At 68.3% G+C, this 25,968-nt stretch carries 19 protein-coding genes, 2 tRNA genes and 3 pseudogenes; 5 read left to right on the top strand and 19 right to left on the bottom strand.

Annotated elements, in window-relative coordinates; all coding sequences use genetic code 11:
* Positions 1–36: 36 nt before the first annotated feature.
* The 4 genes from BN118_RS03645 to BN118_RS03630 all read right to left on the bottom strand — a co-directional run bounded on the left by BN118_RS03645 (position 37) and on the right by BN118_RS03630 (position 5,329).
* Positions 37–1,530, bottom strand: a complete 1,494-nt coding sequence (locus BN118_RS03645) for an argininosuccinate lyase (RefSeq protein ID WP_014905529.1) — start codon at positions 1,528–1,530, stop codon at positions 37–39.
* A gap of 47 nt (positions 1,531–1,577) precedes the next feature.
* Positions 1,578–2,966: an MmgE/PrpD family protein gene (locus BN118_RS03640; RefSeq protein WP_010930019.1), complete on the bottom strand. Its 1,389-nt coding sequence runs from the start codon at positions 2,964–2,966 to the stop codon at positions 1,578–1,580.
* 30 nt (positions 2,967–2,996) lie between these two features.
* Positions 2,997–3,986 carry a tripartite tricarboxylate transporter substrate binding protein gene (locus BN118_RS03635; protein WP_003813991.1) on the bottom strand — a complete coding sequence of 330 codons (990 nt, stop codon included), beginning with the start codon at positions 3,984–3,986 and terminating at the stop codon, positions 2,997–2,999.
* A 110-nt stretch (positions 3,987–4,096) separates the two neighbouring features.
* A complete protein-coding gene (locus tag BN118_RS03630) occupies positions 4,097–5,329 on the bottom strand; it encodes a methylaspartate ammonia-lyase (RefSeq protein ID WP_003813992.1) in 1,233 nt (410 codons plus the stop codon).
* Positions 5,330–5,610: 281 nt separating this feature from the next.
* On the opposite strand from BN118_RS03630, the gene BN118_RS03625 reads away from it, so the two are divergent.
* Positions 5,611–6,411 (top strand): IclR family transcriptional regulator, encoded by an 801-nt coding sequence (locus BN118_RS03625; protein WP_003813993.1) that lies wholly within the window; start codon positions 5,611–5,613, stop codon positions 6,409–6,411.
* 22 nt (positions 6,412–6,433) lie between these two features.
* On the opposite strand, the gene betT is transcribed toward BN118_RS03625, so the two are convergent.
* From betT to BN118_RS03600, 5 genes are all read right to left on the bottom strand, one after another.
* Positions 6,434–8,665, bottom strand: coding sequence for a choline BCCT transporter BetT (betT, locus tag BN118_RS03620; protein ID WP_014905528.1), 2,232 nt, complete (start codon positions 8,663–8,665; stop codon positions 6,434–6,436).
* A 652-nt stretch (positions 8,666–9,317) separates the two neighbouring features.
* A tRNA-Leu gene (locus tag BN118_RS03615) sits at positions 9,318–9,402 on the bottom strand.
* A 50-nt stretch (positions 9,403–9,452) separates the two neighbouring features.
* Positions 9,453–9,899 (bottom strand): preprotein translocase subunit SecG, encoded by a 447-nt coding sequence (secG, locus tag BN118_RS03610; protein ID WP_010930017.1) that lies wholly within the window; start codon positions 9,897–9,899, stop codon positions 9,453–9,455.
* Positions 9,900–9,920: 21 nt separating this feature from the next.
* Positions 9,921–10,667, bottom strand: a complete 747-nt coding sequence (gene tpiA, locus BN118_RS03605) for a triose-phosphate isomerase (protein WP_003813996.1) — start codon at positions 10,665–10,667, stop codon at positions 9,921–9,923.
* A gap of 143 nt (positions 10,668–10,810) precedes the next feature.
* On the bottom strand, positions 10,811–11,788 hold the full coding sequence (locus BN118_RS03600; protein ID WP_003813997.1) for an NAD(P)H-quinone oxidoreductase: 978 nt from the start codon (positions 11,786–11,788) through the stop codon (positions 10,811–10,813).
* Positions 11,789–12,277: 489 nt separating this feature from the next.
* Between BN118_RS03600 and BN118_RS03595 the strand changes: the two genes are divergently transcribed.
* Together BN118_RS03595 and BN118_RS03590 are read left to right on the top strand one after the other, a co-directional pair.
* Positions 12,278–12,362, top strand: a tRNA-Leu gene (locus BN118_RS03595).
* Positions 12,363–12,421: 59 nt separating this feature from the next.
* Positions 12,422–13,033, top strand: a complete 612-nt coding sequence (locus tag BN118_RS03590) for a PIN domain-containing protein (protein WP_010930016.1) — start codon at positions 12,422–12,424, stop codon at positions 13,031–13,033.
* On the opposite strand, the gene BN118_RS03585 is transcribed toward BN118_RS03590, so the two are convergent.
* Positions 13,027–14,244 (bottom strand): threonine ammonia-lyase, encoded by a 1,218-nt coding sequence (locus BN118_RS03585; RefSeq protein WP_003813999.1) that lies wholly within the window; start codon positions 14,242–14,244, stop codon positions 13,027–13,029. The genes BN118_RS03590 and BN118_RS03585 overlap by 7 nt on opposite strands.
* A 140-nt stretch (positions 14,245–14,384) precedes the next feature.
* On the opposite strand from BN118_RS03585, the gene BN118_RS03580 reads away from it, so the two are divergent.
* Positions 14,385–15,335, top strand: a complete 951-nt coding sequence (locus tag BN118_RS03580) for an IS481-like element IS481 family transposase (RefSeq protein WP_005013747.1) — start codon at positions 14,385–14,387, stop codon at positions 15,333–15,335.
* On the opposite strand, the gene hutG is transcribed toward BN118_RS03580, so the two are convergent.
* The 7 genes and pseudogenes from hutG to cyoA all read right to left on the bottom strand — a co-directional run bounded on the left by hutG (position 15,332) and on the right by cyoA (position 21,796).
* The gene (hutG, locus tag BN118_RS03575) at positions 15,332–16,126 is read right to left on the bottom strand and encodes an N-formylglutamate deformylase (protein ID WP_010931099.1); all 795 of its coding nucleotides are present in this window, start codon (positions 16,124–16,126) and stop codon (positions 15,332–15,334) included. The genes BN118_RS03580 and hutG overlap by 4 nt on opposite strands.
* Before the next feature lie 31 nt (positions 16,127–16,157).
* Positions 16,158–16,862, bottom strand: coding sequence for an SDR family oxidoreductase (locus tag BN118_RS03570; RefSeq protein ID WP_014905527.1), 705 nt, complete (start codon positions 16,860–16,862; stop codon positions 16,158–16,160).
* A 74-nt stretch (positions 16,863–16,936) separates the two neighbouring features.
* The gene (locus BN118_RS03565; RefSeq protein WP_010931101.1) at positions 16,937–17,737 is read right to left on the bottom strand and encodes an SURF1 family protein; all 801 of its coding nucleotides are present in this window, start codon (positions 17,735–17,737) and stop codon (positions 16,937–16,939) included.
* A complete protein-coding gene (cyoD, locus tag BN118_RS03560) occupies positions 17,734–18,141 on the bottom strand; it encodes a cytochrome o ubiquinol oxidase subunit IV (RefSeq protein WP_003809276.1) in 408 nt (135 codons plus the stop codon). Before cyoD ends, BN118_RS03565 begins: the two co-directional genes overlap by 4 nt.
* Positions 18,138–18,779 carry a cytochrome o ubiquinol oxidase subunit III gene (gene cyoC / locus BN118_RS03555; protein WP_014905526.1) on the bottom strand — a complete coding sequence of 214 codons (642 nt, stop codon included), beginning with the start codon at positions 18,777–18,779 and terminating at the stop codon, positions 18,138–18,140. The genes cyoD and cyoC overlap by 4 nt, the downstream gene beginning before the upstream one ends.
* A complete protein-coding gene (gene cyoB, locus BN118_RS03550; protein WP_014905525.1) occupies positions 18,772–20,772 on the bottom strand; it encodes a cytochrome o ubiquinol oxidase subunit I in 2,001 nt (666 codons plus the stop codon). Before cyoB ends, cyoC begins: the two co-directional genes overlap by 8 nt.
* 57 nt (positions 20,773–20,829) lie before the next feature.
* Positions 20,830–21,796, bottom strand: a pseudogene (cyoA, locus tag BN118_RS03545) (ubiquinol oxidase subunit II).
* Positions 21,797–22,032: 236 nt separating this feature from the next.
* On the opposite strand from cyoA, the gene BN118_RS03540 reads away from it, so the two are divergent.
* Entirely contained in the window at positions 22,033–23,370 is a 1,338-nt protein-coding gene (locus tag BN118_RS03540; protein WP_014905524.1) for an MFS transporter, read from the top strand.
* On the opposite strand, the pseudogene BN118_RS03535 reads toward BN118_RS03540, so the two are convergent.
* Both BN118_RS03535 and BN118_RS03530 read right to left on the bottom strand, forming a co-directional pair.
* Positions 23,367–24,316, bottom strand: a pseudogene (locus BN118_RS03535) (IS481-like element IS481 family transposase). The gene BN118_RS03540 and the pseudogene BN118_RS03535 overlap by 4 nt on opposite strands.
* Before the next feature lie 98 nt (positions 24,317–24,414).
* A pseudogene (locus BN118_RS03530) lies at positions 24,415–25,916 on the bottom strand (YifB family Mg chelatase-like AAA ATPase).
* Positions 25,917–25,968 lie beyond the last annotated feature (52 nt).

Here is a 25,968-nt window from a genome sequence, read left to right as displayed (position 1 = left end):
CCGGGCGACGGTAGCGGCCGCCGCGCCGGTCCGGATTCAAGCGCCGCCGCGCGCGCTCGCCAGCAATGCGCGGTCCGCCTCGTCGTAGCGGTCCTGCCACTGCCGCCACGCGCGCTGGTCCGCGTGCAGCGCGTCCCGCCACACGGCGAGCACGCGGCGCACCTCCGCGGGCGCCGTCCCGCCGCTGGAATGGATGGCCTGCACGAAATTGCCCGGATCGATGCAGGCAGCCAGCTGCGCATCGTCGATCGGCGGCAGGTCGATGCCCATGCCGCGGGCCGCGTCGCGCACCCGCGCCAGCGTGAGCGCAGCCCGTCCGTCCGCCATGCAGGCGCGTACCGCCGTGCCGACGATCTCGTGCGCCTCCCGAAACGGCAGGCCGCCGGCCGCCACCAGCGTGTTGGCCACTTCCGACGCCGTGGCATAGCTCAGGTCCAGCAGCTCGCGCATGCGCGCGGGGTCGAAGCTGATGTCGCGCATGATGGCGCCGGTCAGGTCCGCCGCGTCGCCGCTGAGCGTCAAGGCGCCATTGATCGCGTCGAAGCCGTGGTTGATGAGGCTGTGCGGCCAGTCCTCGTTGCGCGCCATCAGGTAGACCGTGGCCAGCGCCCCCTGCACCTGCTCGGCGAACACCTTGACGGTCTCGAGCGGTTCGGGATTGCGCTTGTGCGGCAGATAGGTGCTGGCGGTGCAGAATGCATCGCTTAGCCGCACCATGCCGAACTCCTGGGTGTGCCAGAGAATGAAGTTGCCCGTCAGGCGCGCCAGGTGGGAGCACAGCAGCACCGCCACCGATACGGGTTCGATCATGTAGTCCCAGGCATTGGTGCCGTCGCCCGTGGACAGCGTGGGCTCGTCGTGCCCCAGCCAGGCGGCGGTCATTGCGCGGTCGACCCGCACGCTGGTGCCCACGCCGTTGGCGCTGCCCAGCACCGAAAGATTGTGGCGCGACACGCATTCGAACAGGCGCTGCGTATCCCGCTCCAGCCAGGCGCTGAACCGGCCCAGGAAATGCCCCACCGTCATGATCTGCGACTGCTGCCAGTGCGTGTAGGCGGGCATGATGGTATCGGCATGCTCGACGGCCCGATCGAGAATCGCTTCGCGCAGGGCCAGCACCGACGCCAGCAGGCGCATCAGCTTGATACGCAGCTTCAGGCGCATCGCCGACGGAATGACGTCGCCGCGCGACCGCCCGAGCTGCAGGTAGCCCGCCACGTCGGCGCCCAGCAGCGCGGCCGCGTGCGCCTCGATCTGCGGATACAGGTCGCCGGCGCCGGCCTCCAGCGCGACGCTGGACGGTCCGCGCTCGAACAGTTCGACCATCAGCGCCACCAGCGCCCGCGCGGCCTCGGGCGGTATCAGGTTGCGGTCGCGCAGCATCACGGCATGCGCGAGATTGACGCGCGACATGGCATGGAACAGATCCTCGTGGCCGGCTGCGGCGGCCTCCTTGGTGGCGAAGGTCAAGCGGCGGACGATCTCGGCGGGTTCCGCCGACAGGATCGCCCCGACTCCCAAAGTCGTCATGCGGGTCTCCTCGTGTAATGGCAATGGGGTTGGGAAAGCAGGCGGTCTCAGGCTCCGGAGGGCGTCGCGGCCTGCGGCCGCAGCAGCGCCATCAGGGCCGCTACCGCGCCGGGCGCCTCGGGCAGGCGCAGCACGGCGTCGCGCACCGCGTCACAGGACGCGAAACCGGGCACGGCGCCGGCCACGCTCATGAACTTGCCGAGCGTGACGCGCCATTTGTCCTGCGACGTAGCGGTACTCGCGCGCAGGTCCGCGTGCCGGCGCAACTGGCTGCCGTCGGCCAGCGTCACGGTGACGATGGCTTCGGGCCAGGCCAGCCCGGCCCCTTGCGCGATCGTGGTGCGCGCGCGCAAGGCCCGCAGGGCCGGCTCGCGCGCGCGGGCATCGGAGAAATCTGCAATCGTGGCCTGGCCATGCACGAGGCCCTGGGCAATCGCATGGGACAGGCTGAACTTGGCCTGCATGCCGTCGCGCGGCTCGACGATGCGCGCATTGGCCATGGACATCGCGCTGACTTCGCCATGTATCCGCGCCACCGCCGTCCAGGCAAAGCCCGGCGTCGCACGCAGGGCCAGGGCGCATTCGATCAATGCCTGCGTGCAAAAGGACGAGGCGTGCGGCTTGTAGAGAATGTCGTGCATGGACCAGCGCTCGCCCCAGCCGTCGAGCAGGCCGTCCCAATGCGCGCCATCGCCGCACACGCGGCCGAACCCATAATGCCCGTCCAGGATATCCTCGGTGCTCGTGTACCCCTGGCGCGCCAGCAGCGCGGCCATCACGCCGTTGCGCGCCGCCTGGCCGGCATGCAGCGGCTTGGACATGGTGCCGAAAGTCTCTTTCGGGCCGCTGGCCTGCGTACCGGCGATACCGAGCGCCATCGTCGTCTGTTGCGCGTCCAGTCCCAGCAGGCAACCCGCCGCGACCGCCGCGCCGAAATGGCCGAGCGTGCCGGTGGCATGCCAGCCCCGCTGGTAATGGTGGGGCCGCACCGCCTCGCCGATGCGCAGCTGCGCCTCGATGCCCAGCGCCAGGGCCCGCAGCAGCGCCGCTCCGTCCGCGCCCTCGTGTTCGGCCACGGCCAGGGCGGCCGCGACCACCGGCACGCTCGGATGCATGGCCGACTCGATGTGCATATCGTCGAAATCGAACGCATGGCCCGCGGCGCCATTGACCAGCGCCGCGTCGGGCAACGGCGCACGCCTGCCCCGGCCGATCAGCGTGGCCTGCCCCGCGCCGCCGAAACCGGCGAGCGTGCGGTCAAGCACGGCAACCAGCGGCTCTTGCGCACCGGCCAGCGTCACCGCCAGGCTGTCGAGCAGGCAGGCCTGCGCCGTCTGAAGCGTGGCGGCGCCCAGCCTGGAGGATGCGGTGGCCACGATGGCGTCGGCCAGCGGCCGGGTGACGCCCACGGCGGGCGACGGCGATGCGAGCTGCATGCGGCACTCCAGCGATCGGATGGTTGGCGGCTATTGCTTCTGGAAACCGTCGCCGGCCTCGGCGACGACGCGGGCCCACTTGCCGATCTCGCGCTCGACCATGGCGGTGAAGTCCTGGCGGGAGCGGGTCGCCACCACGATGCCCATCTTGCCCAGGCTGTCGATCACGCGTGGATCCTTCAAGGCCTCCTCGAACGCGGCATGAATGGCGTCCACCACCGTGTCCGGCGTACCGGCCACGGCCCACACGCCCAGCCAGATATCGGCGTCGTAGCCGGGCACGGTATCGGACACCGGCGGCAGGTCCGGCAAGGACGGCAGGCGCCGGGCCGAGGTGACCGCGATGGCGCGCAGCTTGCCGGCGGCGACGAAACTCTGCGAGGCCGGCTGGGAGGCGAAGGCCACGGCGGTCTGCCCGCCGGCGACGGCCACCAGCGCCGGCGATGTGCCCCGGAACGGCACGTGCATCATCGGCACGTCGGCCATCGAACCGAACATTGCCGCAAACAGATGGTTGGGCGAGCCGATTCCGGCCGACGCGTACTGCACGCCGCCGGGCTGCTTGCGCGCGTAATCGATCAGTTCGGCGACCGACCGCACCGGCAACGACGGGTTCACCAGCACCAGGGTCGGAATCAGGCCGATGGAGGTGACGGGGATGAAATCCTTGACCGGATCGAAAGGCAGGTTGTCCTGCACCGCCGGCAGGATGCCGAACTGGTTGCTGGAGATGAGCAGCGTGTGTCCGTCCGGCCTGGACTTGGCCACATCCTGCGTGCCGATGATGCCGCCGGCGCCGGCGCGGTTGTCCACCACCACGGGCTGGCCCAGTATGGCGGAGAGCCGCTCGGAAAACGCGCGCGCCGCCAGGTCGGTGCCGCCGCCGGGGCCGGTCGGCACCACCAGGGTGACCGGTCCTTTCGGGTAGCCGGCCGGAGCTGCCAGGGCGCTCGTCGCAATGCCCAGGCAGGCCGCGCCGCACCCCAGCGCGGCGATGATCCATTGCTGCCAACGTGTCATGTCTGTGTCCTTGGTTCGATCATGTTGTGCGCCGGCCGCACGCCATGCGTGGCCGACGGGCCCCCAAAACCAGTGATGCCGACAAACCGCCCGCGCCGTGCGGACGGACGCTACGCCGCGGACAGGCGCGTCCGATAGGAGCGGATCGCGCGCTGCATTTCGTTGGTGACGATCATCACGCCCTCGTCCAGCCCCAGCCCCGGCTTGCCCAGGAACTCGACCGGACGCACCGCCAGCGCGACGTGCGCGGCGACGCGGGCCGAGATGTCCGTCTCGTTGCAACTGCCCCCCAGGTACACGCCGACACCGCCGTCACGGCAGATCAGGCAGGCCTGCACGGTGTTGTCCACGCCCCCCAGGTCCGGCATCTTGATCTGGATGAGATCGCAACACCCTTGCGCGACGAACTCGCGCACGTCCTCGCGGGTGTTGCACCATTCGTCGGCGATCAGGCGAATGCCCGAGCCGGCGCGCCGCAGGGCCTCGCGCAGCCGCCCCATCAGCGCGATCTGGGCGCCGCGCTCGCCCGCGTCGAGCGGATCCTCGAACAGCACGGGGTACGGCGCGCTGGCCGCCTCCACCTTGCGCAGATAGACCAGCGCCGCATCCAGGTCGTCGCCCACCCGCTGCGACAGCAGCCCGTGCAGGTCGTAATGCAGCGTCGGGAAGAAATCCGGACGGCCCACCGCGCGGATGCGCTGGCTGATCCATTCGGCGTACGCCGGCAGTTCGTCGAGCTGGTCGGTGCGCACCATGGCGGTCTGCGGAAAATAAGGCAGCTCGCGCACGATCGCCTTGTCGACGTTCTCGTACCAGTTGCCGCCGCAGGAACCCAACAGGTCGCACGGCGTGTCGGCCAGCGTCAGGCCATACTCGCGCGCCAGGATCTCGGCCATCGTGACTCGGTGATGCGCGGCCACCGCCTGCAGCAGCAGTTGCGACAGGCCGTAGCGCAGCGCCATGTGCAACGGCTGCCCGTCGAGCCGCATGGTATCGAGTTGCGCGGCGGCGTCGCGAAACGACGACAGGTCGCACTGCGCCAGCCAGCGCGACAGCGGCCCCTCGGCCTGTGCGATCAGGCTGGCCGCATCCGGCGCCTGCTGGCGCCCCGACCGGAAGGCGTGATTCACCGTCGCGCAATCGCCGTACAGTTCGCTGCCGTCGTCGGCCACGCCGGTCAGCAGCACCGTGGAACTCACCTGGATGATGGACGTAAAACCGGGCGTGACCGGCGCGCCCCGGTACAAGAAGCCGTCACGCGGCGCGCCCTGCCCGATCGCCTCCTGGTCGCGCCAGTAGTACCCGCCTATCCCGTCCGTCGCCAGCAACCGTTGCACTCGCATGTCGTCCTATCTCCTGTGGCATCCGCCTTCTTCTCGAGGCCAGGCCAGTTTAGGCACGCCGGATTTGGATGTCATTAAATGATATGTAAATTCCGAACAACGGAATATATAATCGGCAAAAAGCAAGCCGGAACCGTGGCGAAAGCGTGCCCGGCCGGCGCCGGCGGTCGCGCTTGGGCAACGCCGCCACCCTCTACACTCACGCTGTCGCCGGCACTGGCCGATCACTCACGCAGCACCCTGGCCCCTCCTGGGCCGGGTCACTCGGAAAATGCGCAGACATGGAAAACGAGCGCGGTACCGTCGAACGAATCGTCAGGCTGATCGCCTTTCTCGCCTCCCAGGACGATGACGTCGGGGTGAAAGACATCGCCGATGAATTGCAGTTGCCGCACAGCACGGCGCACCGCCTGCTGCAGCAACTGGTGGCGCTGAACCTGATGCAGCGCGTGCAGGGCGCGCGCCGCTACGCGTTCGGCCCGGAGATGTACCGGCTGGGCGCCATGATCTCCAACAAGGTGAACGTGGTGCAGCTGGCCAGCGCGCCGCTGCATCGCATCGTCGCCTACACCAACGAGTCCTGCGCGCTGGCGCTGTACCGCGACCAGGACGCCACCCTGGTGTTCGCCAAGCAGGTCGAATCGGCCAACCAGTTGCGCTACCAACTCGACCTGTACCGCCCGGTCTCGGTGCTCTGGGGCGCCTCGGGACATGCCGTGCTGGCGCACCTGCCGCCCGAACGCGTGCGCACGTTGCTCAAGAAAGAGCCCCTCTCGCCCACCGGCCTGGCCGCCCTGCCGGCGCGCGAACTCAATCGCGACCTGAAGCAAATCCGCGAGCAAGGCTATTCCGTCAGCACGCGCGGCGAGAAGATCGAAGGCGCCGCCGGCATTTCCACCCCCATCTTCGGCACCGGGGGACACGTCATCGGTTGCTTCTCGCTGTTCATCCCCCGCATCCGCTACCCGGAGCATCGGGAAACCGAACTGGCGCAACTGCTGGTCCGGGAGGCCGGGGCCCTGTCCGACGTACTGGCCGGCCGGCAGGCAGCGCCCGCCGGCGCGCCCGGCGCGGCGCGCTGAGATACCGTCGGGCGTGCGCGGGCTACGGGTTCCTGGCCGGCGCCGGCGGCGTCAGCACCGATGCCGTATCGGTATTGGTGGAAAAGGTGAGGAATGCGAGGTGAGCCTCGAAGCGCTCGAGCACGTCGTCGATCACCTGCTGCCGGGTCAGACCCATCAGGTCATAGCCGCCCGAACCGGTCTGGGTGAACACCTCGAGCCGGTAATAGACGTCGGTCTCGCGCGACATGCGGCCGCTGAACATCGGCACCGGCGCCTCGACGACGGCGACGTGATACTGGAAGGCGCGAAAACCGTCCATCGACACGCGCAGCAGCGGTTCCTCGATGCCGCGCTCGCTGGCCAGGGATTCGCTCGCGACCTCGTAGCCCTGGTTGCGGAACTCGGCGGCAACGTCGCCGAGCGCCGGGCGCACGGTATGGTCGAGGAACTGGGTAGCCTGCCGCAGCGACGCGAACGCGTGCAGCTGTTCGAGGCGCTGCTTCCATGAGCGCTCCGGCAGATGGCCGCCCATCGGCGCCATGGACGGCCTGCGCAGCACCTGCCCCTCGCGCTCGGCCCGCTCCATCCTCAGCACCTTGTAGAACGACGCCATGACCGTGTAGGCAATGATGGTTACCGGCAAGGCAAAGATGAGCGTGGCGTACTCCATCGTCGTCACGCCGCCGGCCAGCAGCATCGCCACCGTCAGCACTGCCGTCAGCACGGCCCAGAAGATGCGCAGCCACTTCGGCCCGTCGTGCGAGGGGTCGGGGATCGACGCCGAAAAGTTCGACATCACCATCGCGCCCGAATTCGCGCTGGTAAGGTAGAACAACAGCCCCGACAGCGTGGCCAGGCCTATCAGGAACATGGCTCCCGGAAACATCGCCAGCAGCGCGTACCAACCACGCTCGGAGCTTTCGACCGCGAGCGCGGCGAACGCGGTGTCGCCCTGCAGCACGTGATAAAGGGCCGAGTTGCCGAACAGCGAAACGATGATGAAGTCGCACAGCACCGGTGCGGTGATCGCGGCGATCACGAATTCGCGCAGCGTCCACCCGCGCGAAATGCGCGCGAGAAAGACGCCGACGAACGGCCCCCACGCCAGCCAGAACGCCCAGAAGAACAGCGTCCAACCGCCCATCCACTCCGGCCCGCCGGGCTCGTAGGCGAACGTCTGCAAGGTGCGCGCGGGGAACGTCACAAGAAACCGGCCGATGTTCTCCGATAGCGCATTCAGGAGGAATGCCGTTTGCCCGGTGAGCAGGATGTAGACCATCATCGCCACCGCGCTCCAGAGGTTCAGCTCGGAAATCCAGCGGATGCCGCGGTCGACCCCGGACGTCGTGGCCCCGATGGTCAGGATCACGGCGCCCACGACCAGGGCGATCTGCAGCGACAGGCCTTGCTCCAGCCCGAAAATCAGCGAGAAACCGACGTTGAGCAGCACCACGCCGATGCCCATCGAGGTCGCCACGCCGAACACCGTGCCGACCAGCGCGATGATGCTGATGCCGTCGCCCAGGGGGCCGCGCACGCGCTTGCCCAACAGCGGATAGAGCGCCGCGCGGATGGACAGGGGCATGCCCCAGCGGTAGGCGAAGTATCCCATCGCCATGCCCAGCAAGGCATACATGGACCAGCCCGCCACCCCGTAGTGGAACATCGTCCAGACGACCGCGTCCTGCATGGCTGCCGCCGTGCCGCCCTCGCCGGACGGCGGATGCAGGTACTGCACGACCGGCCCGGTGACCGAGAAGAAAAGCATGTCGATCCCGACGCCGGCGGCAAACAGCATCGCGACCCAGGTCGACAGCCGGTATTGCGGCCGCGAATGATCGGGGCCGAGGCGCACGTCTCCCTCCTTGGAAAACGCGACCCACAGCACGAAACCGATCACCAGCGTCATGGTCAGCACGTAGTACCAGCCCAGATTGGCCGCAATCCAGTCGACGGCCGTCTTCATCCTCATGCGCGCATCGCCGGGCACCAGGATCGCCCATACCGAGAACGCGACGATCACGGCCGACGAGACCAGCAGCACACGCCAATTTATGCTGGCCGTACGGCGCTCGAGCACCTCCTCGGGCCCCTTGCTGAGGTCGCTGCGCGACACCGGCGCATCGTCGCCGTCCTGGCGTTCAGGGCGGCGCTGCGAGCCGCCGAACCGGCTGCGTTCGATCGGCCGGCGCAACGCCGCGGCCTGCGCGTGCGGCGCCTGGCTGGACGGCCCGGGCTCGGCCCCCTCGTCGTCGGGTGGTGTGATCGACATGGCTGACTCCTTTCCAGAAGGGGCGCCGCTCCGGAACCGTCCACCGGGGACGCGCCAGCCGGGTGGACATGCCGTGCCCGTCCCGCGCGCCTTTCAGCCGGATCCTGGATGCCAAGCCCGGAACCATTATGCGCCACGCGTCCCCGATTCGGTCAGACCTCGCGGCGGCGGCGCTCAAGCCCCCTGGCGCCCGCACGGCCCACAGATTCGACGCTTGACGATTTTGTTGTTAATGTAACCATGCGAAACAAGAACGCAGGGGCACCCATGCCCGAGAAGGCCGGCCCAGGGAGGCAGTGGATAGCGCTGGAACAGCCGGTTGTTCACCTTCATCGATCCGGGAGAGACCAATGAGAAAGATCCAACTTTTCGCCACGGCGTGGCTGCTTCTGGCACTCGCCCTGCCGTTTCCGGCCTCGGCCCACGGCGGTGGCTGCCGGAAAGACTCGCCGCCTGGAAAATGCTGCCACATGGACAGAAAGGCAGGCACGGTGCATTGCCACTGAGCCTGGATTGGCAGATGCCCAGGCCATTGATAGCCTGGGCATCTGCCTGGACGACAAAAAGCCCATAGGCGCTGACGCATATGGGCTTTTTTGCTGGCTTTCTCTTGCGGGTCTTTCCCGCGCCAGGGCCTGCCTGGACAAATCCTTGGTGCCGACGGCGAGACTCGAACTCGCACAGCTTTCGCCACTACCCCCTCAAGATAGCGTGTCTACCAATTTCACCACGTCGGCATCCTGCAAAACTTCGACCAGGATCCGAAGATCCTGGAAAGTCGGGCATTCTAGCATGTAAATGCCCATGGGCAAAACCGCCAGGGCGCCTGGGGCACGGAGGCGTCAGGCTGGGCGGGGGCGGCCGGCACGCCGCTGCCCGGGGCCTGCGGCACCGACGAGCCGCTGCCGGCCGGCGCGCTGCCGGGTGCCTGCGGCACCGAGCGATCCTGCGGGAAATTCTGCATCACGCCCGAATCGATGGCGGGACCGGACGGCCCCTTGTGGGTGACGTACGCCAGGCCCGCGGTGCTGACGAAGAACACCACGGCGGCCCACTTGGTGGTGCGCGACAGGAAGTTGGCCGCGCCGGTGGCGCCAAACAGGCTGCCGGCCGAGCCGCTACCGAACGCCGACCCCATGTCGGCGCCCTTGCCCTGCTGCAGCAGGACCAGAACGATGATAGCCAGCGCCGATACAACCTGGACGACCAGCAGGACAGTAAGCATCAAAGACATTACAGACTCCGGAACGGAAACTTAAGCTGCGGCGATGCGCAGGAATTCTTCAGCGACGAGCGAGGCCCCGCCCACCAGGCCGCCGTCGATGTCGGGCATGGCGAACAGGCTGGCGGCGTTGGCCCCCTTGACGCTGCCGCCGTACAGCACGCGCACCTGGCTGGCTTGCAGGCCGTCGAGCGCCACGCGGATGGCGCTGTGCACTTCCTGCGCCTGCTCGGGGCTGGCAGTACGGCCGGTGCCGATGGCCCAGACGGGTTCGTAGGCGAGGACCATGCGGACCAGGGCATCGCGGCCCAGGGCCAGGACGGGTTCGAGCTGGCGCTCGATCACGCCCAGGGTGTTGCCGCCTTCGCGCTCTTGCAGCGATTCGCCGACGCAAACCACCGGGGTCAGGCCTGCCTCGAGCGCGGCGCGGGCCTTGTCGGCCACCAGCTGGTCGCTCTCGGCATGCAGCGTGCGCCGCTCGGAGTGGCCCACCAGCACCCAGCGGCAGCCGAATTCGGCCAGCATGGGGGCGGCGACTTCGCCGGTGTAGGCGCCCTTGGCGTGCGCGCTGACATCCTGCGCGCCCCAGCCGATGGCGCTGCCCTGCAAGGCGGCAGCGGTCTGGGCCAGGTACGGAAACGGCACGCACACCCCCATTTCGCAATGGGCGGCGGCATCGGCGGCGCGCAACTCGGCCAGCAAGGCGGCGTTCTCGGCCAGGTTGCCGTGCATCTTCCAGTTGCCCAGCACCAGGCGGGCGCGATTCTCAGCTGTGGTCATGGCGCAGAAAAAAGAGTCAAAAGGCCTGACCCGGGGTCGGGTCAAACCTGAGATTGTATCCTGTTGCCGGCCGATGCGCCGTTACCAGGGCAAGAAAATCCGGGCGCACCGGGCGATCCGGCGCGCCCGCCGTCCGGCTGGCGCTATACGGTCAGGATGATCTTGCCGATGTTTTCCCCGGCTTCCATCATGGCATGGGCCGCGGCGGCCTGCTCCAGCGGCAGCGTGGCGTGCACCACCGGCTTGAGGGTGCCGTTTTCCAGCAAGGGCCAGACCCGCTCGCGCAGCGCGCGAGCGATTTCGCCCTTGAACTCGACCGGGCGCGGACGCAGCGTCGAACCGGTGATGGTCAGCCGGCGGCGCAGCACCTGATTGCAATCCACGTTTGCATGCGCGCCGCCCAGCAGCGCGATGATGACGATGCGGCCGTCGTCGGCCAGGCACTTGAGGTTGCGGCCGATGTACTCGCCGGCCACCATGTCCAGCACCACGTCCACGCCGGCGCCGCCGGTGGCGTCCAGCACTTCCTTGACGTAGTCCTGCGTCTTGTAGTTGATGCCCAGCGCGGCGCCCAGCGCTTCGACGGCGCGCGCGCGCTCGTCGCTGCCCACCGTGGCGTAGACCTTGTTGCCCATGGCGCGCGCCAGCTGGATGGCCGTGGTGCCGATGCCGCTGGCGCCGCCGTGCACCAGCAGCGCTTCGCCGGCCGCCAGGCGGCCGCGGTCGAACACGTTGCTCCAGACGGTGAAATAGGTCTCGGGCAGGCCGGCCGCCTCGATCTCGGTCAGGCCGCGCGGAATCGGCAGGCACTGCGGCGCCGGCGCCACCACGTATTCGGCGTACCCGCCGCCGGCCACCAGGGCACAGACCTTGTCGCCGATGGCAAAGCCCCCCGCGGCGGCATCGCCGCCGACGATCTCGCCGGCCACTTCCAGGCCGGGCAGGTCCGAGGCGCCCGGCGGCGGGGCATAGTTGCCCTTGCGCTGCAGCACGTCGGGCCGGTTGACCCCGGCAGCGGACACCTTGATCAGCACTTCGCCGGAAGCAGGCTCGGGAACGCTGCGCTCGGTGGGCACCAGGACTTCAGGACCGCCAGGACGGGTGATTTCTACGGCTCGCATGTCGCGCCTCCAACCAGAGTCGATATCGAAACGGCAATTATGCGCTTTTTTGCACGGCCCCTGCCGCAGGCGGGCATGGCGCCGCGATGAAATGGCGGAAGGTGTGAGATTCGAACTCACGAGGGCCGTGAAGCCCCGCCGGTTTTCCGTACCGCTATGGCTTTCGCCACCAGAACGATGTCTGTTTGCTGGTCTGGACTTTGCCTTCACCATAGTCGGGCGACCTTAGGTGGGAGCCGTCAAGTCTCTACACGTTGCCGCCCCGGCAGGGGTGGCCTTCGCTCGGCGTTACCTCGGACAGGGCCAGGGGCTTCGCCGAATTTGACTCCTTACAGCCATGCGGTTTCCCGCGTGGCGCTCGATTGAACAAGACCGGTGCATTCAACCACTCTGCCAACCTTCCACGGCGCGCATTGTATAGGATTCAGGCCCGCGGCGCGGCCAGCGGCCCGTTAAAGCACGTTATCATTGTCGCCCTGCCGGACAGCCGCACCCATGGCGAAATTGGTAGACGCAAGGGACTTAAAATCCCTCGCCGCAAGGCGTCCCGGTTCGATTCCGGGTGGGTGCACCATCAAACGGCACCGCTGTTTTCCCCAGGCCCGATAGACGCGCCGCGCCAACGGGCCGCGCATGCCCTACCTCAACTTGATACCGAACCCCGCGCCTCCGTTTGTCGTTCTCGATGCCTGCGTACTGATGTCCGGCATCGCCCGCCAGCTGCTGTTGCGAGTGGCGCGGACAGGCGTCTTCCAGCCCGTCTGGACCGAGCGCATCGGCGAAGAATGGCGCCGCAACGCCGCGCGCCTGTGGGACATTCCCGCCGCAGCCCTGGCCGCGCAATGGGAGGCGACGAACGCCAGCTTTCCGCGGGCGCTGGAAGTTGATACGCAGCCTTACGAAACGGGGCTGCGCTACAGCGACCCCAAGGATTTCCATGTGATCGCCGCCGGCCTGGCGCGACGGGCCCGCTGCGGCCTGCCGCAGGCGCCCGCCACCCTGGTGATGACCTGGAACCTGAAGGATTTCAACCGCTCCGAGCTGCGCCGCCAGGGCCTGGACGCGTTCAGTCCGGATCATCTGCTGGCGCGCTGGTGGCAGGCCGACCCGGCCGCGCTACGCGACGCGCTGGCGACGGTTGCCGACGATTATGTGGCGCTCGGGCGCGAGCCCCTGCCGCTAGCCGCGATCCTGCAGCGCGAGCGCCTGTACCGGCTCAGGCGCCTGGCCGATGCGGATCAGTGATCGTGGTTGCTGGCCGCGAAGCCCGCGGCATTGAGCACCGCGATGACTTCCTGGATGTGGTCATGGCCACGCGTCTGCAGCACGAAATCGACCTCGACATTGCGCACTGGCAAGGTGGTGAAGGCGCGCTGGTGATGCACCTCGGTAATGTTGGCGTGCGCGTCGGCGATCAGCTTGGTGGCCTGCGCCAGCGCGCCCGGCAGGTCGCGCAGGTCGACCCGGATGCGCGCCAGGCGCCCGGCGCGCACCATACCGCGCTCGATCAGCTCGCCCAGCATCAGGGGATCGATGTTGCCGCCCGTGAGCACCAGCCCCAGCCGCTTGCCGCGGAACCGCTCGTCGCGGCGTTCCTGCAGCCGCAGCAGCGCCGCCAGGCCGGCCGCGCCGGCCCCTTCGACCACGGTCTTCTCGATTTCCAGCAGGACCACGATGGCATGCTCGATATCGCTTTCGTTGACCAGCTCGATGTGGTCGACCAGGCGCGTGACGATCTCCTGGGTCAGCGTGCCGGGTGACTTGACGGCGATGCCCTCGGCGATCGTGTAGTGGCCGCTTTCCATGGCCACGCCCTTGACGGCGGCGTACATGGACGGAAAGCGCTCGGTCTGCACGCCGATGATCTCGATGTCCGGCTTGATGGCCTTGGCGGCGGTGGCGATGCCCGCGATCAGGCCGCCGCCGCCGATGCCCACCACTATGGCGTCCAGGTCTGGGCGCGCCTGCAGCATTTCGAGCGCCACCGTACCCTGCCCGGCAATCACGGCTGGATCGTCGTAGGGATGGATCATGACCAGGCCGCGCTCGCGCGCCAGTTCGTAGCCGCGCGCCTTGGCGTCGTCGAAGGTGTCGCCGGCCAGGACGACTTCGGCGCCGAAGCGCCGCGTGTTGGCCACCTTGACCGTGGGAGTGAAGCGCGGCATGACGATCACCGCCGGCACGCCCATGCGCTGCGCGTGGTACGCCACGCCCTGGGCATGGTTGCCGGCCGACACGGCGATCACGCCGGCGGCGCGCTCGGCCTCGGTCAGGTTGAGCATCCGGTTGAGGGCGCCGCGCTCCTTGAACGAGGCGGTGAACTGCAGGTTCTCGAACTTCAGCCAGATTTCGGCGCCGAGGATATCGGACAGCGTGCGGGAATGCGTGAACGGCGTATTGAGGACCTGTCCCCGCAGGATGTCCCGGGCGGTCTGGATGGCGGCAAGATCGATCACGATGGTGGCGTCTGGGTGAGTGCGCGATATCCCGCAGCCTAGCTGTGAAGATTCAATAGGTTGTATGCATGGTTCATCCGAACCGGATTTGAGAAACTGGAAATCGCCAACCCCCCAGTTCACTCAAGGAGCCCGGCCGGATGAACACCCATAAGCATGCCCGATTGACCTTCCTACGTCGACTCGAAATGGTCCAGCAATTGATCGCCCATCAAGTTTGTGTGCCTGAAGCGGCCCGCGCCTATGGGGTCACCGCGCCGACTGTGCGCAAATGGCTGGGCCGCTTCCTGGCTCAGGGCCAGGCGGGCTTGGCCGATGCGTCCTCGCGCCCGACGGTCTCGCCCCGAGCGATTGCGCCGGCCAAGGCGCTGGCTATCGTGGAGCTGCGCCGCAAGCGGCTGACCCAAGCGCGCATCGCCCAGGCGCTGGGCGTGTCAGCCAGCACCGTCAGCCGCGTCCTGGCCCGCGCCGGTCTGTCGCACCTGGCCGACCTGGAGCCGGCCGAGCCGGTGGTGCGCTACGAGCATCAGGCCCCCGGCGATCTGCTGCACATCGACATCAAGAAGCTGGGACGTATCCAGCGCCCTGGCCACCGGGTCACGGGCAACCGACGCGATACCGTTGAGGGGGCCGGCTGGGACTTCGTCTTCGTGGCCATCGATGACCACGCCCGCGTGGCCTTCACCGACATCCACCCCGACGAGCGCTTCCCCAGCGCCGTCCAGTTCCTCAAGGACGCAGTGGCCTACTACCAGCGCCTGGGCGTGACCATCCAGCGCTTGCTCACCGACAATGGCTCGGCCTTTCGCAGCCGCGCCTTCGCCGCGCTGTGCCATGAGCTGGGCATCAAGCACCGCTTTACCCGACCTTACCGCCCACAGACCAATGGCAAGGCCGAACGCTTCATCCAGTCGGCCTTGCGTGAGTGGGCTTACGCTCACACCTACCAGAACTCCCAACACCGAGCCGATGCCATGAAATCCTGGCTACACCACTACAACTGGCATCGACCCCACCAAGGCATCGGGCGCGCTGTACCCATCTCCAGACTCAACCTGGACGAATACAACCTATTGACAGTTCACACCTAGGCGGCGCGCCAGGCCAGCAGCGCCGCGACCAGCGTTTCCAGCACCTGGCGCAGCGGCTCGGCGCGTTCCGGCTGCCAATGGAACGGCGCTTGCTCGGTCATGTAGGCCGACAGGGCCATTTCCAGCTGCAGGGCGTGATAGCCCTCGGCCGGCCGCCCGTAGTGGCGGGTGATCCAGCCGCCCTTGAAGCGTCCGTTGACCGCCGCGGTGAAGCCGTCCGCCTGCAAGGCCTGCGCGGCCGCCTGCTGCAGGCCGGGCGGGCAGCTGGCGCCGTCGGCGGTGCCCAGGTTGAGGTCGGGCAGCTTGCCGTCGAAAAAGCGCGCGCAGTGCGAAATGATGGAGTGCCCGTCCAGCAGCACGGCATAGCCATGGCGCGCCTGCACGCGCGCCAGTTCGGCGGCCAGCTGGGCGTGGTAGGGGTCGAAGTACTGGCGGCGGCGCGCCGCCACGTCGAGCAGCAGATGGCCGGCGGCCTCGTCCTTCCAGACCGGGCCGCCGTCAAAGCGCGTGGTGGGACACAGCTCGGTGTTGGAGGCGCCCGGATACAGCACGCCGCCGTCGGGGTCGCGGTTCAGGTCGATGACGTAGCGCGAGTGGGTGGCCGCCATCAGCGTGACGCCGCGTGCGCGCACGAAATCGTACAGGCGGTCGACGTGCCAGTCGGTGTCGGGCACGCCCAGCGCCTCGGCCTGCATCAGCGGGCGCAGTTCGGCCGGCACCCAGGTGCCGCCGTGGGGGATGTTGACGACCAGCGGCGCGTCGCCGCGGGTCAGGGTGTAGAGCGTGCTCATGGTCGGATCGGATTGAAAAGGGCGGCCGCGCTCAGACCGAGCGCGTGATGCCGCCGTCGATGCGGATGTTCTGGCCGGTGATGTAGCTGGATTGCGACGAGGCCAGGAAGGCGATCAGGTCGGCCACCTCTTCGGCGAGGCCGTAGCGGCCCATGGGAATGCGCGCGCGGCGGTCTTCCTTCTCGGGCAGGCTGTCGATGAAGCCGGGCAGCACGTTGTTCATGCGCACGTTGTCGGCGGCGTACTGGTCGGCGTACAGCTTGGCGAAGGCGGCCAGTCCGGCGCGCAGCACGCCCGAGGTCGGGAACGCCGCTTCGGGTTCGAAGGTGGCGTAGGTGGAAATATTGACGATGCTGCCGCCGCCCTGCTCGCGCATGACGGGCGTGACCAGCCGGGCGATGCGCACCACGTTCAGCAGGTAGTAGTCCATGCCCGCGTGCCAGCCGGCGTCGTCGATCTCCAGCAGCGCGCCCTTGGGGCCGTGGCCGGCGCTGTTGACGACCGCGTCGATACGGCCCCAGCGCTGCAGGGTGGCGTCGACCAGCGCCTGCATGTCGGCCGGCTCGAGGTTGGAGCCGGTCATGCCCAGTCCGCCCAGCTCGGCGGCCAGCGCCTCGCCCTTGCCCGACGCAGAGAGAATGGCGACACGAAAGCCGTCGGCGGCAAGCCGGCGCGCGGCCGCGGCGCCCATGCCGCTGCCGCCGGCCGTGACGATGGCTGTTTTTTCCGTACTCATGGGCGTCTCCTGGAGGTGTCCGAGCAGGCTATTTGAGCAGGCGCGGCGCCCGGGCGCAAACGCGGGCGGCGCGCTCAGCCGCGCCGTCGCGCGCGCAGCTCGTGGCGCGCGACGATGGCCGCGCCCGCGAGCACCATGGCGGCCAGGCCGAACCAGGTGATGGCATAGCCCAGGTGGTTGTTGGGGAAGCTGAGCACCGTCAACCCTCCCACCGGCGCCTGCGCGGGGTTGCGCGGCGCGCCGGCGGCGGCATCGGCGTCGATGAAGTAGGGCGCCACTTCGCCCAGGCCGCGCCGCGCGGCGATGGCGGGCAGGTCGCGCGAGTACCAGAGCTCCGCGGCGGGCTTGTTCTCGCGCAGGAATCCGCCGGCCGGCTCGCCCATGCGCAGCAAGCCTTCGACCCGCGCCGGCGCGTCCGGCCGCGCGGCGTCGCCGGCCGACTGCTGGCGGCGCCATTCGGGCAGCACGAAGCCGCGGTTGACCAGCACCGTGCCGCCGCCGTCCAGGCGCAGCGGCGTCATGACCCAATAGCCGCTGCCCAGTTCGGTGGCCGCCTGCACCAGGGTCTGGCCGGCGTAATGCCAGGTGCCGCTGGCGGCGATGCGCCGGTATTCGGCATTGGCGTTGCTCAGGCCGGGCCAGTCGGCCGGCACCGGGGCGGGCGTGGCCGGCGCGTGCGCGCGCGTCTCGACCTGCGCGATGAGGTTGCGCTTCCAGGCCAGGCGGTGTATTTGCCAGACGCCCAGCGCGCAGGCGCCGGCGAACAGCGCGGCCGCCAGCGCGGCCAGGATGATCAGGGTCGCTGCGCCGCGCGGTCGGCGCGTCGGGGCGGGTTCGCGGCCGCCGGCCGCGTTTTGCTGCGTGGGATGTGTCAAGGCATGTTCCGTACGTCATGCACGGACATGGGCATCATGTTGCTATTGAGGTGATACATGATCCAGATCGAGCCACTGAGCGTAATCACGACCAGCACCAGCGTGAAGATCAGCGCCAGCATGTTCCAGCCGCTTTCCGACTTGGCGTCCATGTGCAAGAAATAAACCAGGTGCACGACGATCTGCACCACTGCGAACGCCAGTATAACCAGCGCGGTGGTGCGCGAGCTGGCGAATACGCCGTCCATGACCAGCCAGAACGGGATCGCCGTGAGGATCGCGGCCAGCACGAAACCGGTCAGGTAGCTCGCCAGCGTGCCGTGCGGGCCGTCGTCGTCCTCGTGGTGATGGCCGGCGCCATGCGGGGGCGGCAGATCGGCCGCGTGCTCGGTGCGCTCGCTCATGGCAGGACTCCCATCAGGTAGACGAAGGTGAACACGCCGACCCAGATGAGGTCCAGGAAGTGCCAGAACATCGACAGGCACATCAGGCGGCGCCGGTTCTCGGGGATCAGGCCGTGCCGGGCGACCTGCACCATCAGCGTCACCAGCCAGACGATGCCGAAGGTGACGTACAGGCCGTGCGTGCCGACCAGGGTGAAGAAGGCCGACAGGAAGGCGCTGCGCTGCGGGCCGGCGCCCTGGTGGATCAGGTGGGCGAACTCGTACAGCTCCAGGCCCAGGAAGCCGGCCCCCAGCAGCCCGGTGACCGCCAGCCAGGCCTGCGTGGCGCCGATGCGCTGGCGGCGCATCTCCAGCATGGCGAAGCCGTAGGTGATGGACGACAGCAGCAGCAGCGAGGTATTGACCGCCACCAGCGGTAGGTCGAACAGTTCCGCGCCGGTGGGCCCGCCGTCGTAGTTGCGGCCCACCACGCCATAGGTGGCGAACAAGCACGCGAACACCAGGCAGTCGCTCATCAGGTAGACCCAGAAGCCCAGCAGGGTGCCGTTCTTCGGGTGATGCTCGCCGGGGACGTAGAACAGGCGTTCCGGATCCGGGGCGGCGGACGGAGGCAGGGTGGTGGCGGTGGGCTCAGACATGTCGGGACAGGAGCGCGGTGCGGGCGGCTTCGCAGCGGACGACTTCCTCGGCCGGTACGTAGTGGTCCCGCTGGTAGTTGAAGGTATGGGCGATGGTCACGCCGATCAGCGCGGCGAACGCCAGCACGACCAGCGGCCACATGTGCCAGATCAGGGCGAAGCCCAGCACGCCGCTGAGCCCGGCCAGCACGATGCCGGCCCAGGTGTTGCTGGGCATGTGGATGGGCACGAAGCCCTGCAGCGGGCGGGCGTAGCCGTATTGCTTCATCTGCCACCAGGCGTCCAGGTCGTGCACGCGCGGCGTGAACGCGAAGTTGTAGGCCGGCGGCGGCGACGAGGTGGACCACTCCAGCGTGCGGCCGTCCCATGGGTCGCCGGTGTCGTCGCGCAGCGCCTCGCGGCGGCGATAGCTGACCACCAGCTGGATCAGGAAGCTGGCGATGCCCAGGGCGATCAGCAGCGCGCCCAGCGCCGCGGCCTGGAACCAGATCTGCAGCGAGGCGTCCTCGAAATGGTTGACCCGGCGCGTCACGCCCATCAGCCCCAGCACGTACAGCGGCATGAAGGCCAGGTAGAAGCCCACCAGCCAGAACCAGAACGAGCACTTGCCCCAGAACGGGTCGAGCCGGTAGCCGAACGCCTTGGGAAACCAGTAGGTGATGCCGGCCATCAGGCCGAACAGCACGCCGCCGATGATGACGTTGTGAAAGTGCGCGATCAGGAACAGGCTGTTGTGCAGCGCGAAGTCGGCCGGCGGCACCGCCAGCAGCACGCCGGTCATGCCGCCGATGACGAAGGTCACCATGAAGCCCAGGGTCCACAGCATGGGCACTTCGAAGTGGATGCGGCCGCGGTACATGGTGAACAGCCAGTTGAAGATCTTGGCGCCGGTCGGGATCGAAATGATCATCGTGGTGATCCCGAAGAACGAGTTGACGCTCGCGCCCGAGCCCATGGTGAAGAAATGGTGCAGCCAGACCAGGTAGGACAGCACGGTGATGACCACCGTGGCGTACACCATCGAGGCGTAGCCGAACAGGCGCTTGCGGCAGTACGTGGCCACCACCTCGGAGAAGATGCCGAATGCCGGCAGGATCAGGATGTACACCTCGGGGTGGCCCCAGATCCACACCAGGTTCACGTACATCATGGCGTTGCCGCCGCCGTCCGCGGTGAAGAAGTTGGTGCCGACGTAGCGGTCCATCGACAACAGCGCCAGCACCGCCGTCAGCACCGGGAACGCCGCCACGATCAGGATGTTGGTGCACAGCGCCGTCCAGGTGAACACCGGCATGCGCATCAGCGTCATGCCCGGCGCGCGCATCTTGACGATGGTCACCAGCAGGTTGACGCCTGAAAGCAAGGTGCCCACCCCGGCGATCTGCAAGGTCCAGATGTAGTAGTCGACCCCCACGTCCGGACTGTGCAGGATGCCCGATAGCGGGGGATAGGCCAGCCAGCCGGTGCGCGCGAATTCGCCCACGAACAGCGACATCATCACCAGCACCGCGCCGGTGGCGGTCATCCAGAAACTGAAATTGTTGAGAAACGGAAAGGCCACGTCGCGCGCGCCGATCTGCAGCGGCACGATGTAGTTCATCAGGCCGGTCACCAGCGGCATGGCGACGAAGAAGATCATGATCACGCCGTGCGCGGTGAAGATCTGGTCGTAGTGGTGCGGCGGCAGGTAGCCCAGGTTGTCGCCGAAGGCGATGGCCTGCTGCAGCCGCATCATGATGGCGTCGGCGAAGCCGCGCAGCAGCATCACGATGCCCAGCACCACGTACATGATGCCGATCTTCTTGTGGTCGATGCTGGTGAACCATTCGCGCCACAGATAGCCCCAGGCGCGCATGTAGGTGATGGCGCCCAGCAGCGCGATGCCGCCGAGGGCCACGACGATGAACGTCACCAGCAGGATGGGCTCGTGATACGGAATGGCTTCCCAGCTCAGGCGGCCGAGGAGCAGCGTTTGGTCCGGTTGATCAGTCATGTCGATTTCCGCGTGAGCCATGAATGAAAGCCCGCGCGCACGCCGGCGGCGTGCGCGCTACAGCACCAGGTCCTGCTCGCCGCGGCAGATCTGCCCGGCCAGTTGCGTCGCCAGCGCCTTGGCGGGAGACGGCTTGCCGTGGTCCATGCAGGCGCGGCCCGGCTCGACGCAGCGCCCGACGATGCGCTGGAACAGGTCGGGCGCCACGCTGGCGTAATGGCGCACCGGCTCGCGCTCGCTGGGCTGCGCCAGCGCCTGGTAGGCGCTGGCGTCGAGCGCGCCGCCGGCCTGCCTGACCCGCGCGATCCACTGGTCGAAGCCGGCCTGGTCCAGGCCATGGAAACGAAAGCGCATGCCGGAGAAGCCGCCGCCGCTGTAGTTGGCGGACAGGCCCTCGTATTCGCCGGGGTGGTTGATGACCGCGTGCAGCGTGGTCTGCATGCCCGGCATGGCGTAGATCTGGCCGGCCAGCGCCGGCACGAAGAACGAGTTAATCACCGACGAGGAGGTGATCTGGAACTGGATGGGGCGGTCCACCGGGGCCGCCATTTCATTGACGGTGGCGATGCCCTGCTCGGGATAGACGAACAGCCATTTCCAGTCCAGCGCCGCCACCTGCACCACCAGCGGCTTGGTGCCTGGCGGCACGTCGCGGGCCGTCGGCGATGCGCGCCAGCGGGCGGTACGGGTCGAGCTGGTGGGTGCTGACCCAGGTCAGCGCGCCCAGGGCGATGATGATCAGCAGCGGCGCCGACCAGATCAGCAGCTCCAGCACGGTCGAGTGGTTCCAGTCCGGCTCGTAGCGCGCCGCGGTGTTGCCGGCCCGGTAGCGCCAGGCGAACAGCAGGGTCAGGGCGATCACCGGCACGATGATCAGCAGCATCAGGCCGGTCGAGATGATGATGAGATTGCGTTGTTGCAGCGCTATGTCGCCCGACGGCGAAAGCAGCACCGCATTGCACCCTGCAAGCAGGGGCAGCACGCCCAGCATGGTCAATCCGCGGAGTCTTTGGAATAACGGCATAGCCCTACCCCGAAACGTAACCGTGGGAAATGAATCTGAACGCTACGCTGGAAGACGCGAAAAATCTAGGGTAAAAAGAGTAAAAGTGTGCGGTGGCGGTGTTTTTTCGCCCAGGCGGCGCGATCCATGGCGCGGCCCGACGCGGCGTTGCCCGGCTTCGCATGCAGTGAATTGCACGAACGCAGAAAGGCGAATTCAGACCTTCGAATTCAACCTCCGGACCAGCGAGCAATCACATGTCGACCACCACGCAGCATCCCGGCTATGCCCCTGCAACGCCCCATCCGGGCTCCTCGGGCGGCGCCAGCCACTCGCACGTGGCACCCGGCGAGATCGCGGTCGGCGTCGTCATCGGCAGGGCCTCCGAATACTTCGATTTCTTCGTCTTCGGCATCGCCTGCGTGCTGGTGTTTCCCAGCGTGTTCTTTCCGTTCGAGAGCGAACTCGACGGCATGCTGTGGGCGTTCGTGATTTTCTCGTTCGCCTTCATCGCGCGCCCGTTCGGCACCGCGCTGTCGATGGCGGTGCAGCGGCGCTGGGGGCGCGGCGCCAAGCTGACCGCGGCCCTGTTCCTGCTGGGCACGGCGACCTGCGGCATGGCGTTCCTGCCCGGCTACGACGCCATCGGCATGTACGCGATCCTGCTGCTCAGCCTGTTCCGCTGCCTGCAGGGCCTGGCGCTGGGCGGTTCGTGGGATGGCCTGCCTTCGCTGCTGGCGTTGAACGCGCCGGCGGGGCGGCGCGGCTGGTACGCCATGCTGGGCCAGCTGGGCGCGCCCATCGGCTTCATGATCGCCAGCGCCCTGTTCCTGTTCCTGTTCCTCATCTCGACGCTGGCCCGCGACGACTTCCTCGACTGGGGATGGCGCTATCCCTTCTTCGTCGCCTTCGCCATCAACGTGGTCGCGCTGTTCGCGCGCCTGCGGCTGGTCGTGACCGAGGAATACACCCAGCTGATGGAAGAGGGCGAACTCGAGCCGATCCGCACCACGGAGATGTTGCGCGAGCAAGGCTACAACATGCTGATCGGCGCGTTCGCGGCGCTGGCCAGCTATGCGCTGTTCCACCTGGTGACGGTGTTCCCGCTATCGTGGATCGCGGCCGGCGCCAGCCAGATGAGCGGCGACGTGCTGGTGGTGCAGATCGCCGGCGCGGCGCTGGCCATCGTGTGCACCCTGGCCTCGGGCTGGCTGGCCGACCGCATCGGCCGGCGCACCACGCTGGGCCTGATGGCGCTGCTGATCGGCCTGTTCGCGCTGTTCACGCCCTGGCTGCTGGGCGGCGGGCCGCTGGCGCAGGACGCCTTCATCCTGATCGGCTTCGCGCTGCTGGGGTTGTCGTACGGGCAGGCCTCGGGCACGGTGACGGCCAACTTCATCCGCCGTTTCCGCTATACCGGCGCCGCGCTCACGGCCGACATGGCCTGGCTGCTGGGCGCGGCGTTCGCGCCGCTGGTGGCGCTGGGGCTGTCGGCGCGCTTCGGCCTGGTGGCCGTCAGCGTCTACCTGCTGTCGGGCGTGGTCTGCACGCTGCTGGCGCTGCGCGTCAACCGCTTGCTGGAAACGCGCGACTAGCTGTGAACTGTCAATAGGTTGTATTCGTCCAGGTTGAGTCTGGAGATGGGTACAGCGCGCCCGATGCCTTGGTGGGGTCGATGCCAGTTGTAGTGGTGTAGCCAGGATTTCATGGCATCGGCTCGGTGTTGGGAGTTCTGGTAGGTGTGAGCGTAAGCCCACTCACGCAAGGCCGACTGGATGAAGCGTTCGGCCTTGCCATTGGTCTGTGGGCGGTAAGGTCGGGTAAAGCGGTGCTTGATGCCCAGCTCATGGCACAGCGCGGCGAAGGCGCGGCTGCGAAAGGCCGAGCCATTGTCGGTGAGCAAGCGCTGGATGGTCACGCCCAGGCGCTGGTAGTAGGCCACTGCGTCCTTGAGGAACTGGACGGCGCTGGGGAAGCGCTCGTCGGGGTGGATGTCGGTGAAGGCCACGCGGGCGTGGTCATCGATGGCCACGAAGACGAAGTCCCAGCCGGCCCCCTCAACGGTATCGCGTCGGTTGCCCGTGACCCGGTGGCCAGGGCGCTGGATACGTCCCAGCTTCTTGATGTCGATGTGCAGCAGATCGCCGGGGGCCTGATGCTCGTAGCGCACCACCGGCTCGGCCGGCTCCAGGTCGGCCAGGTGCGACAGACCGGCGCGGGCCAGGACGCGGCTGACGGTGCTGGCTGACACGCCCAGCGCCTGGGCGATGCGCGCTTGGGTCAGCCGCTTGCGGCGCAGCTCCACGATAGCCAGCGCCTTGGCCGGCGCAATCGCTCGGGGCGAGACCGTCGGGCGCGAGGACGCATCGGCCAAGCCCGCCTGGCCCTGAGCCAGGAGCGGCCCAGCCATTTGCGCACAGTCGGCGCGGTGACCCCATAGGCGCGGGCCGCTTCAGGCACACAAACTTGATGGGCGATCAATTGCTGGACCATTTCGAGTCGACGTAGGAAGGTCAATCGGGCATGCTTATGGGTGTTCATCCGGCCGGGCTCCTTGAGTGAACTGGGGGGTCGGCGATTTCCAGTTTCTCAAATCCGGTTCGGATGAACCATGCATACAACCTATTGAATCTTCACAGCTAGGCGGGACGGCGGTACTGTACCGCTTCGGCGATATGGGCGGCGCCGATCTCCGGCTCGTGCGCGAGGTCGGCCAGGGTGCGCGCCACCCTGAGCGCGCGATGGGCGGCGCGCGCCGAGCCGCCCAGGCGCCGCATGGCCTGCTGCAGCAGCGTGCGGGCCGCGGCGCCCAGGGCACAATGCGCATCGAGCGCCGGGCCGGACAGCTTGGCGTTCAGGCAGCCCTGGCGGGCCAATTGCCGCTGGCGGCAGCGCGCCACGCGCTCGCGCACCGGGAGGGAGGGCTCGCCCGGCGGCTCGGCCAGCCACTGCGGCTCGGTGGCGGGCAGCTCGATCCACAGGTCTATGCGATCGACCAGCGGCCCGGACACGCGCGCCGCATAGCGGCGCACCTGGTCCGGCGTGCAGCGGCAGGCCTTCGACGCATGCCCGCGCCAGCCGCAGGGGCACGGGTTCATGGCCGCCACCAGCTGGAATACGGCGGGATACTCGACGCTGTGCAGCGCCCGGGAGATGACGACCTTGCCGGTCTCCAGCGGCTCGCGCAGGGACTCCAAGGCGCGACGCTCGAACTCGGGCAGTTCGTCCAGGAACAGCACGCCATGGTGCGCCAGGCTGATCTCGCCCGGGCGAGGCCTGGCGCCGCTGCCCACCAGGGCGGCGGCCGAGGCGGAGTGATGGGGGCCCGGAACGGCGGCTGGCCGCGCAGGACCTCGGGCGCCCCGCCGGCGCCCGCGATGGCCGCCACCTCCAGCGCCTGGCGCTGCTCCAGCGGCGGCAGCAGGCCCGGCAGGCGTTGCGCCAGCATGCTTTTGCCCGCCCCGGGCGGCCCGCACATCAAGAGGCTGTGGCCGCCGGCGGCCGCCACTTCCAAGGCGCGCCGGGCAGCCGGCTGGCCCCGCACGTCGGACAGGCACGGACCGGGTTCGGCCTCGGGCCAGCTGCGGCGCTCGGCTGGCGCCAGCTCGGCGTGCCCGGCCAGGTACGCCGCCGCCTCGCCCAGCGTATGGGCAGCCAGCACCCGGATGCCCGGCACCCATGCGGCCACGGCGGCGCTGCCAGCCGGCAGCACCAGCGTCGCGCCCGGCTGCTCGCGTGCCACGGCCAGCGCCAGGGCCAAGGGCGCGGCCAGCGGCACCAGGGCGCCCGACAGCGACAGCTCGGCCGCCCACACGCAGTCGGGCAGCGCCGCCGTTTGCGCGGCGCTGGCGGCCACCTGGCCGCTGGCCAGCAGGATACCCAGCGCAATGGGCAAATCGAAGCGCGCCGAGGCCTTGGGCAGGTCGGCGGGCGACAGGTTGACGGTGATGCGGCCGGGCGGGAAATCGAAGCCGCTGTTCTGGATGGCCGCCCTCACCCGTTCGCGGCTTTCGCGGACCTCGACGTCGGGCAGCCCGACGATGGCAAAAGCGGGCAGGCCGCTGCCCAGATGGGTCTCGACGCGCACGGCGGGCGCCTGCCAGCCGGCGATTGCCCGGCTGGCCAATACGGCCAGGGTCATGGCCAACTCCCCTGCGATGACGATGCGCCAGTATGGCCAAGACGGCGCTGGC

The organism is Bordetella pertussis 18323 (genome assembly GCF_000306945.1).
GTDB classification, from domain to species: domain Bacteria; phylum Pseudomonadota; class Gammaproteobacteria; order Burkholderiales; family Burkholderiaceae_B; genus Bordetella; species Bordetella pertussis.
The sequence above is the reverse complement of the archived record's forward strand: the minus strand, read 5'-3'. Positions and strand labels throughout refer to the sequence as shown.